Genomic DNA, 15,823 nt, shown 5'->3' with positions numbered 1-15,823 from the left:
TGCTCTGATCAGTTTGGGCGTAGCCGCAGTATCTGCGCCCCATCGAACGGGTCTGTCAGGTAATGCGCCTGCACCCCGAACGTCGCCTGCAGCCGCTGCGGCGTCAGCACGTCCAGCGGTTTGCCCAGCGCCACCAACCGCCCATGATCCAGTACCGCCAAGCGGTCGCAGGTGAGCGCCTGGTTGAGGTCATGCAGGGCAATCAAGGTGGTGACCGGCAAGCCTTGCACCCCCTTCAGAATCCCCAGTTGATGCTGGATATCCAGGTGATTGGTCGGCTCATCCAACAACAAAATCTGCGGCCGTTGCGCCAACGCACGGGCGATGTGCACCCGTTGGCGTTCACCGCCCGAGAGGCTGCGCCACGCACGTTGGCCCAGGTGGGTGGCGTCTACATCCTGCAGCGCCTGGTGCACGATAGCGTCGTCCTCGCGGGACCAGGGGCTCAGTGCCGACAGCCACGGCGTGCGGCCCAGGGCCACGGCGTCGAACACGCGAATGGCGTCGTCGGTGTCGGCCTGTTGTTCGACCACCGCGAGTTGCTGCGCAATGGCACGACGGGACAGGTCGCCCAAGCGCACTTCACCCAGTCGCACCTCGCCAGTGGCCGGGGTGCGCAGGCCAGCCAGCAGTTTCAGCAGAGTGGATTTGCCTGAGCCGTTCGGGCCGACGATGCCCAGGGTTTCACCCCGCTGCACCTGCAGGTGAATGTCGCGCAGCAACGTGGCTTCACGCACTTTGAAGCCCAGGCCGGTGCAGCTCAGTACGGTCATCGCGCATTCCTCCGGCCGATCAGGATCAGCGCAAAGACCGGCGCGCCCACCAAAGCCGTGACCACGCCGACCGGGATGACCTGGCCCTTGATCAAAGTGCGTGACAACACATCGGCTGCAATCAAGAACAATGCGCCGCCCAAGGCGCTGGCGGGCAGCAGGCGCGAGTGCCCGGTGCCGAGCAGCAGGCGCACGGCGTGGGGAATCACCAGGCCGACAAAACCGATGGAGCCGACAATCGACACCATCACCGCCGTGACCAGTGCGGCGCAGGCCACCAGCACAAATTGCACGCGGCGCACCGGGATGCCCAGGGAGGCCGCCGAATCGCTGCCGAAGGTAAACGCATCCAGCGCGCGCCGGTGCCACAGGCACACAGCAAGCCCTGCAACTGCCACCGGCACCGCCAGCCATACCGACGGCCAGCGCACCCCACTGAGATTGCCGAGCAGCCAGAACATGATGCCGCGCGCCTGTTCGGAGCTGGCCGACTTGGTGATCAGGAACGCCGTCAGCGCGTTGAACAGCTGCGAACCGGCGATGCCCGCGAGGATGATCTGCCCGGTACCGCTGGCTGAACCACTGGCTCGCGCGAGCAGGATCACCAGCGCAAATGCGGCCATCGCGCCGACAAAGGCGCCGGCCGACAGCGAGATCAAACCGCCGCCCACCCCGATCAACGCCACCAGCACTGCGCCCGTCGAGGCGCCGGCGCTGATGCCCAGCAGGTACGGATCGGCCAGCGGGTTGCGCAACAGCGATTGCAGAATTACCCCGCAGGTCGCCAGCCCGGCGCCGCATGCGGCAGCGACCAGCGCGCGCGTGAGGCGGTAGTTCCACACCACGCCTTCATCGATCGGGTCCAGCACGTAGCCGGCGGCCCAGAGCTTGTTGGCCAGCACCTGCAGTACCACCTTTGGTGCGATGGCGGTTTCGCCGATGGCCACGCCGGCGAGCACGGCGATCAGCAGCAGCGACAGGGCGAGTAGGGTGCGTATCATTTGGGCAAGTCGTAGCCATCGATGGCTGTCGCCAGTTGTTCCAGGCCATCGAACATACGGATGCTGGCCTGCAGCGCCAGGGCGTCGAGGATGATGATGCGGTTGTTTTTCACCGCGTCCATGTTGCGGGTGACCGGGTCACTGCGCAGGAAGGCGAGTTTCTTTTCGTGGTCATCGGCGGGGTAGCGGCGGCGGTCCATCCGCGCGATCACCAAAAAGGTCGGGTTGGCCTTGGCAATGGTTTCCCAGCCAACGGCCGGCCATTCTTCATCGGACTGCACCACATTGTGCAGGCGCAGGGTTTGCAGCATGAACTCGGGAATGCCCTTGTGACCGGCCACGTAAGGGTCGCTGGCCATCTCCGAGCTGGAGAACCACACCAGAGCACTGGCCTGCTTGAGGCCTTTGCCCTGCACGGTCGCGACGGATTTGGCCAGGCGCGCCTTGAGTTCGTCGTTCAGTTGTTGGCCGCGATCCTGTACGTCGAAAATCTGCGCCAGTTGGCTGATGCTTTTATAGATGGTCTCGATGCGAAACGGCTCCAGCCGCGTGCCGTCGGCGCCGACCAGGTTGTCCTTGCCTTCGCAGTCGGAGGGCAGCAGGTAGGTGGGGATCTTCAATTCGTGGAATTGCTCGCGGGTCCCGACCACGCCCTGCGGGCCGACCACCCATTCCAGCTCGGCAGCCACCAGCTGCGGGCGCTTGGCGATCACCGACTCGAAACTGGGCTCGTTGTCGGCCAGGCGTTCGATTGTGTCGTTCTGTGCCTTGTACTGCGCCAGGACGCTGTTGAACCACAGCGAGGTGCCGACCACTTTATCGCCTACGCCGAGGGCGTAGAGCATTTCGGTGGCGGCCTGGCCGATGGTCACGCTGCGCGCGGGTGCCTGCTGGAAGGTGAGCGTGCTGCCGCAGTTCTGCACGGTCAGCGGGTACTGGGTGGGCGCGGCGTGGGCCAGGGCACAGAAGCCCAGGCCAGTGATCAGGGCGGTAACGCGTGGCAGCATGGGGCGATCTCCTTGAAACCGTACGTGGAACTGGGGAGGTACGGTCTGGAATTACGCCCTCGAACGCTGCGGGTCAGGCAGGCAAGGATGTCCTTCCCGGACACCCCGCCGGTTAGTGTTGGTGCTTGGGCCGGCAGGTCTCCTGACTGATGCGTCATCGCCACGCTCCGGCCTTCCCGGACGAGGTCCAGTGGCATCAAGGAGCAGGCTCGGCACCTACAGTTGCGGGGGCAGTTCCGATTGGCGCGGCATACCGCGCTTCGGATTCCCTATTAGTCCCATTTGGGAACCGGCGCGGTATGGTAGTCGATCACGCGGTTGAGCGGGAGTTCTGACGGCGCACGGTGAGAAGACTGCGGTAGCTCTTATGGGATGGCTCTCCTATGATGCGCGGCCATGGACAGCCTTCACACAAGGAATACACAGTGAAATCATTCGTCGCCCTCGCCCTCATCGCCATGCTCGCCGGTTGCGCCACCCCAGGTAAAAGCGAAAAGCAGATTTTTGACGAAGCCGCTACCGCGCATGTCATGTCGCTGCCTTCCGGGGAAAACAGGGTGCGCTTGCACAGTGTGAAAATCCCCAGCCACGGCTTGATCGCCGACAACCTGGCCCTTGCCATGGCCGGTGGCGCCAATGCGATGTATCTGAAAGAAGAATTGCTGAAGGCCAAAAGCCTGGGCGACACCGGCTTTCTGATTATCGGCGCCAGCACTGTCGTTGACGTGGCCGTGATCGGCAACGCCTGTGAAGGGCTGGATCTGAAAGGTATGCAGATTTACTACTCGGGCACCAATGCGCAGAAGGATAAAGTGCGAACCGCGGTTGAAAAGACCCAGGCGCAGTTTTATTACATTAATGCGCAGTGAGAGTCTGGCAGTAGAGGCAGCCTTTTGGCAGTGAGTGGGCCAGTGCTCGCAAACGCTCTTGTACGGGTATGCGGACGTATCTTGCCCAGCAGGTTAAGCAGGCTAAGCAGGCTAAGCAGGCCAGACAGGCTAAGCAGCCAAGCAGGCCAAGCAGGTTGAGCAGGTTGAGCAGGTTGAGCAGGTTATTGTGGTGAGCAGGCTTGCCCTGCGTTGGGTTGCGAAGCAGCCCCAAAACCTCACACCACGGTTTGCCTGAAACTATGCGGTGGGATCCATGGGGGCGCTTCGCACCCCAACGCAGGGCAAGCCTGCTCACCACAACAACCCGTTGACATGGCCGTGATCGGCAACGCCTGTGATGGGTTGGATTTGAAAGGTATGCAGATTCACTACTCAGGCACCAATGCGCAGGCCCAGCAGGCTAATTGTGGTGAGCAGGCTTGCCCTGCGTTGGGTTGCGAAGCAGCCCCAAAACCTCACACCGCGGTTTTGCCTGAAACTATGCGGTGGGATTACTGGGGGGGCGCTTCGCACCCCAACGCAGGGCAAGCCTGCTCACCACAACAACCCACTGACGTGGCCGTGATCGGCGACGCTTGTGAAGGGTTGGATTTGAAAGACATGCAGATTTACTACTCAGGTACCACTGCGCAGGCCCAGCAGGCTAATTGTGGTGAGCAGGCTTGCCCTGCGTTGGGCTGCGAAGCAGCCCTAAAACCTCACACCACGGATTTCCTGAAACGATGCGGTGGGATTCATGGGGGCGCTTCGCACCCCAACGCAGGACAAGCCTGCTCACCACGACAAGCCTGCTCACCACGACCAGGCGGCTCACCACGAAAGCCGGCAGTCGTGCTGACCCGGCTTACTTGCGATCCAGCCAGACCGTCTGCGCATTGCAGAATTCCCGCACGCCGAAGTGCGACAACTCGCGCCCGAAGCCGCTCTTTTTCACCCCACCAAATGCCACCCGAGGGTCGGACACGCTGAACGCGTTGACGAAGATCCCGCCGGTTTCCAGCTGGTTGGCGATCTCCCGCGCCTTGGCTGCGTCAGTGGTAAAGATGCTCGCGGTCAGGCCGAACTCGCTGTCGTTGGCCAGGGCCACGGCGTGGTCGGCGTCGCGGGCGGTGATGATCGAGGCCACCGGGCCGAACAGTTCCTGCTTGAACGAAGTCATCTGGTCGGTGACACCCGCCAGCACGGTCGGCGCGTAGTAGTTGCCGGCACCCGGTACTTTGTCACCGCCCAGCAGCAAGGTTGCGCCTTCTTCCAGGGTGGCCTGGACCTGGCCGTGTAATTCGTCACGCAGGTCGAAGCGCGCCATCGGGCCGACATAGGTGTGGGGCGAGGTCGGATCGCCCATCACCAACGCACGGCTGGCTTCGAGGAATTTCGCGGTGAACGCTTCCACCACGCCTGCTTCGATGATCAGGCGCTTGGCGGCGGCGCAGACTTGGCCGCTGTTCTGGAAGCGACCGATCACGGCAGCCTGCACGGCGGCGTCGAGGTCGGCGTCGTTGAGCACGATGAACGGGTCGGAGCCGCCCAGTTCCAACACGCATTTTTTCAATGCAGCACCCGCCTGGGAACCGATGGCGATGCCGGCACGCACGCTGCCGGTGAGGGTCACAGCGGCGATGCGGGGGTCGGCGATGGCCTTGGACACGCCATCCTGGGTCACGTTGAGCACTTCGAACAAGCCTTCAGCGAAGCCGGCTTTGTCGAACGCGGCTTTCATCAGGTAGGCGCTGCCCATCACATTCGGCGCGTGTTTGAGTACGTAGGTGTTGCCGGCGAGCATGGTCGGCACGGCACCGCGCAGCACTTGCCAGACCGGGAAGTTCCACGGCATCACGGCGAGGATCGGGCCCAGCGGGCGGTATTCGATCTGGGCGCTGCCATTGTCGACCAGGGTCGGCTCCGGGGCCAGCATGGCCGGGCCGTGGGCGACGTACCATTCGGCGAGTTGCGCGCATTTTTCGATTTCGGCCCGTGCCTGGGCGATGGGCTTGCCCATTTCCAGGGTGATCATCTGCGCCATGTCTTCGGCTTGCTCGCGCAGGGCGCCAGCCAGGGCCAGCAGCAGCTCGGCACGCTGGCTCACCGGCTGGCGGCGCCAGGTGCGGAAGGCACCGGTGGCGCGGTCGAGGGCGGCGTCCAGTTGCGCTGCGGTTTCGTAAGGGTAGCTGCCGACAGTCTCGCCATTGGCGGGGTTGATCGACAGGGCGTGGGTCTGGTGAGAAATAGCGTTCATGGCACCGTCCGGCTGAATGAGGGGAATGAGTCCAGCCTACGGGGCTGCATCTTTTCTGGAAACTGAATAATATTAAGCAATACGTTCACGATTGGAGAATGATTTGGACCTGGTGCAGCTGGAAATCTTCAAGGCCGTTGCCGAGCAGGGCAGCATCAGTGCCGCCGCGCAGGTGATTCATCGGGTGCCGTCGAACCTGACCACGCGCATCAAGCAACTGGAGCAGGACCTGGGCGTGGAGTTGTTTATCCGCGAGAAGAGCCGCCTGCGCTTGTCACCGGCCGGCTGGAATTTCCTCGGCTACGCGCGGCGCATTCTCGATCTGGTCCAGGAGGCGCGTGCCACGGTGGCGGGGGAGGAGCCCCAGGGCGCGTTTGCCCTCGGCTCGCTGGAAAGTACTGCGGCAGTGCGCATTCCGGCATTGCTGGCGGCGTATAACCAGAAGCACGCCAAGGTCGAGCTGGACCTGAGCACCGGGCCGTCGGGCACGATGATCGAGGGCGTACTCTCGGGGCGCCTGGCGGCGGCGTTTGTCGATGGGCCGGTGCTGCACGCGACCCTGGAAGGCGTGGCGGTGTTTGAGGAGGAGATGGTGGTGATCGCGCCGTTGCACCACGCGCCGATCACGCGTGGGCAGGATGTGAACGGGGAGAGCATCTACACCTTTCGCTCGAATTGTTCGTACCGGCACCACTTCGAGCGCTGGTTTTCACAGGATGGCGCGGTGCCGGGGCGGATCTTCGAGATGGAGTCATACCACGGCATGCTTGCCTGCGTCAGCGCCGGTGCCGGGCTGGCGCTGATGCCGCGCAGCATGCTGGAGAGCATGCCGGGGTTTGCGGCGGTGAGTGTGTGGCCGCTTGCAGACTCGTTCCGCATCCTGAATACCTGGCTGATCTGGCGCCGAGGCACGGTGTCGCAGAGCTTGAACAGCTTCGTGAAGCTGCTGGAAGAACGCGTAACCCCTTTGTAGGAGCTGGCAAACCAGCCCCTACAGGATGTGTCAGCCGCCAAATTGCAGGGTGCCCATGGCCAGCTTGGCCATGATGGCTGTCGCGCCGAGCTGCACCAGCCACAGCGCCAACCCGCCGAGGAACACCCCCAGGGCCACTTGCAGCACCAGGCTTTTCTGGCGCTTGGCTTGCGGGGCGCGCGGGGTGTAGTCATGCAGTTCATCGCGGTCGGCGCGCAGGTCCAGGTCGTCGTTTCTCATAAGGCTCTCACAGCAAAGGGGCAGTCAGGGGTCAGTCTAGGGGCTGAGTGCTGCGGCCAGTGAATTTTTTGCAAGCTCGCTCGCCACAGCCAATAAAAAAGGGGAAGCCCTTGAATGGCTTCCCCCTCGGCACAGCCGTTTCAGGTTTACAGCACCTGAACAATCGCCTTCGTCACGGCACCAATGTTCGACTGGTTCAACGCTGCCACGCAGATACGCCCGGTATCCAGCGCGTAGATGCCAAACTCGGTGCGCAAGCGGGTGACTTGCTCAACCGTCAGGCCGGAGTAGGAGAACATCCCGCGCTGGCGACCGACGAAGCTGAAGTCGTGGCCCGGGGCAGCCTTGGCCAGTTCGGCGACCATCTGCTCGCGCATGCCACGGATGCGCAGGCGCATTTCAGCCAGTTCGGCCTCCCACTGGGCGCGCAGCTCAGGGTTGTTCAGCACCGCAGCCACGATTGCCGCGCCGTGGGTCGGCGGGTTGGAGTAGTTGGTGCGGATCACACGCTTGACCTGGGACAGGATGCGCGCGCTTTCTTCCTTGGATTCGCTGACGATCGACAGCGCGCCCACACGTTCGCCGTACAGCGAGAACGACTTGGAGAACGAGCTGGACACAAAGAAGGTCAGGCCCGATTCAGCGAACAGGCGCACCGCAGCGGCGTCTTCGTGGATGCCGTCGCCAAAGCCCTGGTAGGCCATGTCGAGGAATGGCACGAGGTTCTTGGCCTTGACCACGTCCAGCACGTTTTGCCAGTCGGCCGGGCTCAGGTCGACGCCGGTCGGGTTGTGGCAGCACGCGTGCAGCACCACGATGGACTGTGGTGGCAGGGCGTTGAGGTCTTCGAGCAGGCCGGCACGGTTCACGTCGTGGGTGGCGGCGTCGTAGTAGCGGTAGGTCTGTACCGGGAAGCCGGCTTTTTCGAACAGCGCCTGGTGGTTTTCCCAGCTTGGGTCGCTGATGGCAACGACAGCGTTGGGCAGCAGTTGCTTGAGGAAGTCCGCGCCGATCTTCAGTGCGCCGGTACCGCCGACCGCTTGGGCGGTGATGACGCGGCCGGCGCTCAGCAGCGGCGACTCAGCGCCGAACAGCAGTTTCTGCACGGCCTGGTCATAGGCCACGATGCCGTCGATCGGCAAGTAGCCACGGGCGGCATGTTGCGCCACGCGAATGGCTTCCGCTTCGGCAACGGCACGCAAGAGTGGAATTTTCCCCTCCTCGTTGCAGTAAACGCCCACGCCAAGGTTGACCTTGGTGGTTCGTGTATCGGCGTTGAATGCTTCGTTGAGGCCCAGGATTGGATCGCGTGGTGCCATTTCGACAGCGGAGAACAGGCTCATTTTTGCGGCAGCTCTTTGGGGGAAAGGAGGGACGTGTCGCGCTCCAGCCGAATGCACTAGAGCGGTGCACAAACGGGGAGCTAGTATAGAGGCCATCACCGCCAAGGGCGACAGCCGAAACGGCTTTTCGGCCAAGTTTTTCGGTTTATTTGCCCACCGTTAGTCGTATTGCAACATTGCTCCCGGACGGCAGGTCAGATGATTGCCTTGAAACCCGCCACATTCGCCACCACTTCTACGGCTATCATGGTTTTTTCCTACGGCCCGCTCTGAATCTTCGCGGGTTGTGGTCTTATTCGTCCCCGACGGGTTTACAGTCTGGGGTGACTCCAAGAGGTACGTTATGTCGGATTTCCAACTAGTCACCCGCTTTGAACCTGCTGGCGACCAGCCCGAGGCCATTCGCCAGATGGTCGAAGGCATCGAGGCCGGCCTGGCGCACCAGACCTTGCTCGGGGTGACCGGTTCAGGCAAGACCTTCAGCATTGCCAACGTGATCGCGCAGATCAACCGTCCCACCTTGGTGCTGGCGCCGAACAAGACCCTGGCCGCGCAGTTGTACGGCGAGTTCAAGGCGTTCTTCCCGAACAACGCGGTGGAGTACTTCGTTTCCTACTACGACTACTACCAGCCCGAAGCCTATGTGCCGTCCTCCGATACCTTTATCGAGAAGGACGCCTCGATCAACGACCACATCGAGCAGATGCGGCTGTCGGCAACCAAGGCGCTGCTGGAGCGCAAGGACGCGATCATCGTCACCACGGTGTCGTGCATCTACGGCCTGGGCAGCCCGGAAACCTATCTGAAGATGGTGCTGCACGTTGATCGCGGCGACAAACTCGACCAGCGCGCCTTGCTGCGCCGCCTGGCGGACCTGCAATACACCCGCAACGACATGGACTTTGCCCGCGCCACCTTCCGCGTGCGCGGCGATGTGATTGACATCTACCCGGCCGAGTCCGACCTGGAAGCGATCCGCATCGAGCTGTTCGATGATGAAGTCGAGAGCCTGTCGGCCTTCGACCCGTTGACCGGCGAAGTCATCCGCAAGCTGCCGCGTTTTACCTTCTATCCGAAAAGCCACTACGTGACGCCGCGCGAAACCCTGCTGGGCGCCATCGAAGGCATCAAGACCGAGCTGGCCGAGCGCCTCGAATACCTGCGCTCCAACAACAAGCTGGTGGAAGCCCAGCGCCTGGAGCAGCGCACCCGGTTCGACCTGGAGATGATCCTGGAGCTGGGCTACTGCAACGGCATCGAAAACTACTCGCGCTACCTCTCGGGCCGCGAATCCGGTGCGCCGCCGCCGACGCTGTACGACTACCTGCCGGCCGACGCGCTGCTGGTGATCGACGAATCCCACGTCAGCGTGCCGCAGGTCGGCGCCATGTATAAGGGCGACCGTTCGCGTAAAGAGACCTTGGTGGAATACGGTTTCCGCCTGCCGTCGGCGCTGGACAACCGGCCGATGCGTTTTGACGAATGGGAAAGTATCAGCCCGCAGACCATCTTCGTGTCGGCAACGCCGGGCAACTACGAGGCCGAGCATGCGGGCCGTGTGATCGAGCAACTGGTGCGCCCGACCGGCCTGGTCGACCCGGAAATCGAAATCCGCCCGGCGCTGACCCAGGTCGACGACCTGCTTTCGGAAATCACCAAGCGCGTGGCCCTCGAAGAGCGCGTATTGGTCACTACGCTGACCAAGCGCATGTCCGAAGACTTGACCGACTACCTGGCCGACCACGGCGTGCGCGTGCGTTACCTGCACTCGGACATTGACACCGTGGAGCGCGTGGAAATCATCCGCGACCTGCGCCTGGGCACCTTTGATGTGCTGGTGGGCATCAACCTGCTGCGTGAAGGCCTGGACATGCCGGAAGTGTCGCTGGTGGCGATCCTCGATGCCGACAAGGAGGGCTTCCTGCGTTCCGAGCGTTCGCTGATCCAGACCATCGGCCGCGCGGCGCGTAACCTCAATGGCCGGGCGATTCTCTACGCGGACCGCATCACCGGGTCCATGGAACGCGCGATTGGCGAGACCCAGCGGCGTCGCGACAAGCAGATTGCGTTCAACCTGGAAAATGGCATCACCCCCAAGGGCGTGTTCAAGGATGTCGCCGACATCATGGAAGGCGCCACGGTGCCCGGCTCGCGCAGCAAGAAGCGCAAGGGCATGGCCAAGGCTGCCGAGGAAAGCGCCAAGTACGAAAACGAACTGCGCTCGCCGAGTGAGATCACCAAGCGCATCCGGCAGTTGGAAGAGAAGATGTACCAGCTCGCGCGGGACCTGGAGTTCGAGTCTGCGGCGCAGACGCGTGATGAGATCGGCAAGTTGCGTGAGCGTCTGCTGGCTGTTTGAGGTGTAGCGTCTGGAAGGGCCTCATCGCAGGCAAGCCAGCTCCCACAGTTGACCGTGTTCGCCTGGACGACGCGCTTAACTGAGCGAGATGTACCATCTCGCGCGGGACCTGGAGTTCGAGGCTGCGGCGCAGGCGCGTGATGAGATCCGGCAAGTTGCGTGAGCGTCTGCTGGCTGTTTGAGGTGTAGCGTCTGGAAGGGCTTTATCGCAGGCAAGCCAGCTCCCACAGTTGACCGTGTTCGCCTGGGCGACGCGCTTAACTGTGGGAGCTGTACCCGCTCGCGCGGGACCTGGAGTTCGAGGCTGCGGCGCAGACGCGTGATGAGATTGGCAAGCTGCGTGAGCGTCTGCTGGCTGTTTGAGGTGTAGCGTCTGGAAGGGCCTCATCGCAGGCAAGCCAGCTCCCACAGTTGACTGCGTTCGCCTGGACGACGCGCTCAACTGTGGGAGCTGGCTTGCCTGCGAAGGCGGCGACTCGGTCTAATGCGCTTCCCCCGCCTTGAGCCCCGCCGGCAACGCTTTGGTCAACAATATCGCCAGCATGCTGATCCCCAGCGCCAGCCCGACAAAATGAAACGCATCGTTATAGGCCATGATCTGCGCCTGCTGGTGCGCAATCTCACTCAACTTGCCTAATGCCGCCGTCTCGTTGCCGAACTTCTCGGTCAGCGTCGCCATCCGCTCCGCCACCTGCGGATTGGTCGGCACGACCGCCTCGCGTAGATAATCGAAGTAGGTCTTGGTGCGCGCATCCAGCAAGGTTGCCAGCAGCGCAATGCCGATGGCGCCGCCGAGGTTGCGCAGGATGTTGAACAGGCTCGACGCCGAGCCCGCGTCCTGGGGCAGGATGTAGGCGGTGGCGATCAGCGAGATGGTCACCATGATCAGCGGCTGCCCGAGGGCGCGGATGATCTGGATCTGGTTGAACTGGCTGCCGGCGAAGTCCGGGTTAAGCACCCCCGAGGAAAAACTCGCCAGGCCGAACAGGCCAAAGCCTACCGTGCACAGCCACTTGGGCGAGACGTACTTCATCAGCTTGGGCACCAGCGGAATCAGGAACAACTGGGGCACGCCCATCCACATGATCACTTCGCCGATTTGCAGTGCGTTGTAGTTCTGGATCTGCGCCAGGTACAGCGGCAGCAGGTAGATCGAGCCATACAGCCCCACACCCATGCCCAGGCTGGAAATGCTCGAGAGGCCGAAATTACGGTTGGCCAGGATGCCCAGGTTGATCAGTGGGTTGGGCTTGGACAGTTGCACGATGACAAAGGTGATCAGGCTGAGCAGCGCGACGCTGCCAAGGCTGACGATCAGGCTCGATTCAAGCCAGTCCTTGCGATGACCTTCTTCCAGAAACACCTGCAAACAGCCCAGGCCAATGGCCAGGGTGACGATGCCGAGGTAGTCGGTGCTTTTCAGCAAATCCCAATTCGACGGCTTTTTCTCCAGGCCATAGAGCAGCCCGGCGATCATCACCAGGCCCGGTGGCACGTTGATGTAGAAAATGTACTCCCAGCCCCAGTTTTCGGTGAGCCAACCGCCGATGGTCGGACCGATGGACGGGGCGAAAGTCGCCGTCATCGCGAACATCGCCATGCCTTTGGCGCGGTGGTGCTCGGGCAGCTTGATCAAGGTGAGGGTGAACGCCAGCGGGATCAGCGCACCGCCAGTGAAGCCCTGCAAGGCGCGGAACACGATCATGCTTTCCAGGCTCCAGGCCATGGAGCACATCAATGAGGCGATCAGGAAACCCACCGACACCCACACGGCCAGGCGCCGTGCCGAGAGCAGCTGCACCAGCCAGGCGGTGAGGGGGATCATGATGATTTCGGCGACGAGATAGGAGGTGGAAATCCACGAGCCTTCCTCCAGCGTGGCTGACAGCGCACCCTGGATATCCTTGAGCGACGAGTTGGTGATCTGGATGTCGAGCACGGCCATGAAGGCGCCGAGCATCACGCTCATGACCGCGATCCAGTCGCGCCGGGTCGGTTCGCCGACCGGGCGCAGCAGTTGATCACCGGCCATCGGGCTGGTCTTTGATGTTCACTTTGACGGTGACAGACATGCCAGGGCGAATCTTGCCCTGCAGCGGGTTATCCGGCGCAAACGTCAGCTTTACCGGAATGCGTTGGACGACTTTGGTGAAGTTGCCGGTGGCATTGTCCGGCGGTAACAGGCTGAACTGGGCCCCGGAGGCGGCGAACAGGCTGTCGACCCGCGCCGCGATGGGCGTGTCGCCATAGGCATCGAAGGTCAGCTCGGCGTGTTGCCCCGGTTGCATATGGCCGATCTGGGTTTCCTTGAAGTTGGCCTGGATCCAGATGTCCTGGTCGGGGACGATTGATAGCAGATAGGCGCCGGCCTGCACGTATTGGCCATTGCGCGCAGCGCGCTGGCCGACCAGGCCGCTGATCGGCGCGTGGATTTCGCTGCGGGTCAGGTTGAGTTCGGCCTGGGCAAGGTCGGTCTTCGCGTTGACGATCATGGCGTCGAGGCGCTTGATCTCGGCGTTCAGGGCATTCACCTGCTGGCGCTGGCCCTGCAGATCGGCCTCGGCCATGCTCACCTGGGAGCGGGCGATGTGGTTGTCGGCGGAGAGGGTGGTCACGCGTTCTTCCGAGACGTAGCCGGGCCCGCGCAGGGTTTGCGCGCGCGACAAGTCGATCTGCGAGCGCCCCAGGCTGGCCTGGCTGGACGCGACCTTGGCCGCGCCGGCGGCGATCAGGCTGGCTTGCTGGGTGAGCTTGCTCTGCGCCTGGACGCGCTCGGCTTCACGCATGGCCAGGGCGGCGTTGGCGCGGTCGACGGCCAGGTGGAAGTCATCGCCTTCGAGCTTCACCAGCAACTGGCCTTTTTGCACGTGCTCGTTATCGCCGACTAGCACCTCGACAATCCGCGCGCCCAATTGGCTCGACACACGGGTGATTTCGCCCTGCACGTAGGCGTTGTCGGTGCTTTCATAGAAGCGGCCCCTGAAGAACCACTGGGCGAAGAAACCCAGGGCAATCAGGGTCACGATAAACACAAAGATAAACAGGCGGCGTTTGAGTGGGGCAGGCATGGGCAGGATGTCTGTAACAAGAGGTAATGGAATATAGCCAGCCGCGCATCTGGCAAATAGCCATGGCACACCTCCAGACCGAAGCTTGGCCACTATGCCCTTGTGCTGGAGCCGGGGTGCCTGGGGCTGTTACCATTCGCCCCTTGTTTCAATTTCAGTTATATCGCCCATTCGAGACCTGCCATGACCACCGTCCGCACGCGCATCGCGCCATCGCCTACTGGGGATCCCCACGTCGGCACTGCCTACATCGCCTTGTTCAACTACTGCTTTGCCAAGCAGCACGGCGGTGAATTCATCCTGCGGATCGAAGACACCGACCAACTGCGTTCGACCCGCGAGTCGGAACAGCAGATTTTCGATGCCTTGCGCTGGTTGGGCATTACCTGGGCAGAAGGCCCGGACGTTGGCGGCCCGCACGGCCCGTATCGCCAGAGCGAGCGCAGCGACATCTACAAGCAATACACCCAGCAACTGGTCGACATGGGCCACGCGTTCCCGTGCTTCTGCACCGCCGAAGAACTCGACCAGATGCGTGCCGAGCAACAGGCCCGTGGCGAAACCCCGCGCTACGACGGCCGTGCACTGCTGCTGTCGAAGGAAGAAGTGGCCCGCCGCCTGGCCGCTGGCGAGCCGCATGTTATCCGCATGAAAGTGCCGAGCGAAGGCGTGTGCGTGGTGCCGGACATGCTGCGCGGTGACGTCGAGATCCCGTGGGACCGCATGGACATGCAGGTGCTGATGAAGACCGACGGCCTGCCGACGTACTTCCTCGCCAACGTGGTCGACGACCACCTGATGGGCATCACCCACGTGCTGCGTGGCGAAGAGTGGTTGCCGTCGGCGCCCAAATTGATCCTGCTCTACGAGTACTTCGGCTGGGAGCAGCCGCAGCTGTGCTACATGCCGCTGCTGCGTAACCCGGACAAGAGCAAGCTGTCCAAGCGCAAGAACCCGACCTCGGTGACCTTCTACGAGCGCATGGGCTTCATGCCGGAAGCGATGCTCAACTACCTGGGCCGCATGGGCTGGTCGATGCCGGACGAGCGCGAGAAGTTCTCGCTGCAGGAAATGGTCGACAACTTTGACCTGTCCCGCGTGTCGCTGGGCGGGCCGATCTTCGATATCGAGAAGCTGTCCTGGCTCAATGGCCAATGGCTGCGTGACTTGCCGGTGGAAGAGTTCGCCAGCCGTGTGCAGCAGTGGGCGTTGAACCCTGAGTACATGATGAAGATCGCGCCGCTGGTGCAGGGCAGGGTGGAGACGTTCAGCCAGGTCGCGCCCCTGGCCAGTTTCTTCTTTGCCGGCGGCGTGAACCCGGATCCCAAGCTGTTTGAATCCAAGAAGCTTTCGGGCGACCAGGTTCGCCAGCTGATGCAGTTGATCCTGTGGAAGCTGGAAAGCCTGCGCCAGTGGGAGAAGGATGCAATTACCGCGACAATCCAGGCGGTGGTCGAGTCCCTCGAACTGAAATTGCGCGATGCGATGCCGCTGATGTTTGCCGCGATCACCGGGCAGGCCAGCTCAGTGTCGGTGCTCGATGCAATGGAAATTCTCGGCCCGGACCTGACGCGTTTCCGTCTGCGCCAAGCCCTTGATTTGCTTGGTGGTGTGTCGAAGAAAGAAAACAAGGAATGGGAAAAGCTGCTGGGCGCTATCGCTTAAGCAACGAGCAGTAACGTTAAAACCCCGGTTTTCCGGGGTTTTAACGGTAAGTGATTGTTATCCCGGCAAAAAATTTTGAAAATTGTTGAAAATAAATTTGACAGCCTTTCAAACCGCCATTAAGATTCGCCCCGTCCTCACCGATGAGGGGCTATAGCTCAGCTGGGAGAGCGCTTGCATGGCATGCAAGAGGTCAACGGTTCGATCCCGTTTAGCTCCACCAATTTACAGGTTCAAGGTCTGGCCACACCGTCCTTGAATCGATCAG

13 protein-coding genes, 1 tRNA gene, 1 pseudogene and 1 riboswitch are annotated in these 15,823 nt (G+C 62.2%); of the genes and pseudogenes, 7 read left to right on the top strand and 8 right to left on the bottom strand.

Going from position 1 to position 15,823, the window contains the following annotated elements; all coding sequences use genetic code 11:
- Positions 1–8 precede the first annotated feature (8 nt).
- From AC07SI_RS25035 to AC07SI_RS25025, 3 genes are read right to left on the bottom strand one after another with little or no spacing between them, the layout of a single operon-like run.
- Positions 9–773: an ABC transporter ATP-binding protein gene (locus AC07SI_RS25035; protein WP_065904487.1), complete on the bottom strand. Its 765-nt coding sequence runs from the start codon at positions 771–773 to the stop codon at positions 9–11.
- A complete protein-coding gene (locus AC07SI_RS25030) occupies positions 770–1,774 on the bottom strand; it encodes a FecCD family ABC transporter permease (RefSeq protein WP_065904489.1) in 1,005 nt (334 codons plus the stop codon). Before AC07SI_RS25030 ends, AC07SI_RS25035 begins: the two co-directional genes overlap by 4 nt.
- Positions 1,771–2,781, bottom strand: coding sequence for an ABC transporter substrate-binding protein (locus AC07SI_RS25025; RefSeq protein WP_495006686.1), 1,011 nt, complete (start codon positions 2,779–2,781; stop codon positions 1,771–1,773). Before AC07SI_RS25025 ends, AC07SI_RS25030 begins: the two co-directional genes overlap by 4 nt.
- Positions 2,782–2,896: 115 nt before the next feature.
- Positions 2,897–3,090, bottom strand: a riboswitch (cobalamin riboswitch).
- 116 nt (positions 3,091–3,206) lie between these two features.
- Between AC07SI_RS25025 and AC07SI_RS25020 the strand changes: the two genes are divergently transcribed.
- On the top strand, positions 3,207–3,650 hold the full coding sequence (locus AC07SI_RS25020; RefSeq protein ID WP_282396830.1) for a hypothetical protein: 444 nt from the start codon (positions 3,207–3,209) through the stop codon (positions 3,648–3,650).
- 865 nt (positions 3,651–4,515) lie between these two features.
- On the opposite strand, the gene AC07SI_RS25015 is transcribed toward AC07SI_RS25020, so the two are convergent.
- The gene (locus AC07SI_RS25015; RefSeq protein WP_495006685.1) at positions 4,516–5,907 is read right to left on the bottom strand and encodes an aldehyde dehydrogenase family protein; all 1,392 of its coding nucleotides are present in this window, start codon (positions 5,905–5,907) and stop codon (positions 4,516–4,518) included.
- Between the two features lie 103 nt (positions 5,908–6,010).
- On the opposite strand from AC07SI_RS25015, the gene ptrR reads away from it, so the two are divergent.
- Positions 6,011–6,880, top strand: coding sequence for a putrescine utilization regulator PtrR (gene ptrR, locus AC07SI_RS25010; RefSeq protein ID WP_065904494.1), 870 nt, complete (start codon positions 6,011–6,013; stop codon positions 6,878–6,880).
- Between the two features lie 30 nt (positions 6,881–6,910).
- Here the strand turns inward: ptrR and AC07SI_RS25005 are convergent, their stop codons facing one another.
- Entirely contained in the window at positions 6,911–7,120 is a 210-nt protein-coding gene (locus tag AC07SI_RS25005) for a hypothetical protein (RefSeq protein WP_017138724.1), read from the bottom strand.
- 146 nt (positions 7,121–7,266) lie between these two features.
- A complete protein-coding gene (locus tag AC07SI_RS25000) occupies positions 7,267–8,463 on the bottom strand; it encodes an amino acid aminotransferase (protein WP_034116881.1) in 1,197 nt (398 codons plus the stop codon).
- A 343-nt stretch (positions 8,464–8,806) separates the two neighbouring features.
- On the opposite strand from AC07SI_RS25000, the gene uvrB reads away from it, so the two are divergent.
- The 3 genes and pseudogenes from uvrB to AC07SI_RS24985 all read left to right on the top strand — a co-directional run.
- Entirely contained in the window at positions 8,807–10,822 is a 2,016-nt protein-coding gene (gene uvrB / locus AC07SI_RS24995; RefSeq protein WP_495006684.1) for an excinuclease ABC subunit UvrB, read from the top strand.
- A gap of 88 nt (positions 10,823–10,910) precedes the next feature.
- Positions 10,911–10,985 carry a UvrB/UvrC motif-containing protein gene (locus AC07SI_RS24990; RefSeq protein ID WP_495006753.1) on the top strand — a complete coding sequence of 25 codons (75 nt, stop codon included), beginning with the start codon at positions 10,911–10,913 and terminating at the stop codon, positions 10,983–10,985.
- 104 nt (positions 10,986–11,089) lie between these two features.
- A pseudogene (locus AC07SI_RS24985) lies at positions 11,090–11,185 on the top strand (UvrB/UvrC motif-containing protein); the annotation flags it as partial.
- 118 nt (positions 11,186–11,303) lie between these two features.
- Here the strand turns inward: AC07SI_RS24985 and AC07SI_RS24980 are convergent.
- Both AC07SI_RS24980 and AC07SI_RS24975 read right to left on the bottom strand, forming a co-directional pair.
- Complete coding sequence (locus AC07SI_RS24980; RefSeq protein WP_495006683.1) at positions 11,304–12,854, bottom strand: MDR family MFS transporter; 1,551 nt, start codon at positions 12,852–12,854, stop codon at positions 11,304–11,306.
- The gene (locus tag AC07SI_RS24975; RefSeq protein WP_065904509.1) at positions 12,844–13,890 is read right to left on the bottom strand and encodes an HlyD family secretion protein; all 1,047 of its coding nucleotides are present in this window, start codon (positions 13,888–13,890) and stop codon (positions 12,844–12,846) included. Before AC07SI_RS24975 ends, AC07SI_RS24980 begins: the two co-directional genes overlap by 11 nt.
- A gap of 183 nt (positions 13,891–14,073) precedes the next feature.
- Here AC07SI_RS24975 and gltX point away from each other — a divergent pair, with 183 nt between their 5' ends.
- Together gltX and AC07SI_RS24965 are read left to right on the top strand one after the other, a co-directional pair.
- Positions 14,074–15,555: a glutamate--tRNA ligase gene (gltX, locus tag AC07SI_RS24970; protein WP_025856465.1), complete on the top strand. Its 1,482-nt coding sequence runs from the start codon at positions 14,074–14,076 to the stop codon at positions 15,553–15,555.
- Positions 15,556–15,702: 147 nt separating this feature from the next.
- Positions 15,703–15,778 (top strand) — tRNA-Ala (locus tag AC07SI_RS24965).
- Positions 15,779–15,823: the final 45 nt, after the last annotated feature.

It is taken from the genome of Pseudomonas sp. GW821-FHT05D12, assembly GCF_059419825.1.
This window is presented reverse-complemented; position numbering and strand designations above follow the sequence as displayed.

Excerpts from the sequence above, each read along its gene's own strand:
- AC07SI_RS25000 (WP_034116881.1), bottom strand. The coding sequence starts at position 8,463 with ATGAGCCTGTTCTCCGCTGTCGAAATGGCACCACGCGATCCAATCCTG.
- AC07SI_RS25030 (WP_065904489.1), bottom strand. The coding sequence starts at position 1,774 with ATGATACGCACCCTACTCGCCCTGTCGCTGCTGCTGATCGCCGTGCTC.
- AC07SI_RS25015 (WP_495006685.1), bottom strand. The coding sequence starts at position 5,907 with ATGAACGCTATTTCTCACCAGACCCACGCCCTGTCGATCAACCCCGCC.
- uvrB (WP_495006684.1), top strand. The coding sequence starts at position 8,807 with ATGTCGGATTTCCAACTAGTCACCCGCTTTGAACCTGCTGGCGACCAG.
- AC07SI_RS25005 (WP_017138724.1), bottom strand. The coding sequence starts at position 7,120 with ATGAGAAACGACGACCTGGACCTGCGCGCCGACCGCGATGAACTGCAT.
- AC07SI_RS24980 (WP_495006683.1), bottom strand. The coding sequence starts at position 12,854 with ATGGCCGGTGATCAACTGCTGCGCCCGGTCGGCGAACCGACCCGGCGC.
- AC07SI_RS25035 (WP_065904487.1), bottom strand. The coding sequence starts at position 773 with ATGACCGTACTGAGCTGCACCGGCCTGGGCTTCAAAGTGCGTGAAGCC.
- gltX (WP_025856465.1), top strand. The coding sequence starts at position 14,074 with ATGACCACCGTCCGCACGCGCATCGCGCCATCGCCTACTGGGGATCCC.
- AC07SI_RS24975 (WP_065904509.1), bottom strand. The coding sequence starts at position 13,890 with ATGCCTGCCCCACTCAAACGCCGCCTGTTTATCTTTGTGTTTATCGTG.
- AC07SI_RS25025 (WP_495006686.1), bottom strand. The coding sequence starts at position 2,781 with ATGCTGCCACGCGTTACCGCCCTGATCACTGGCCTGGGCTTCTGTGCC.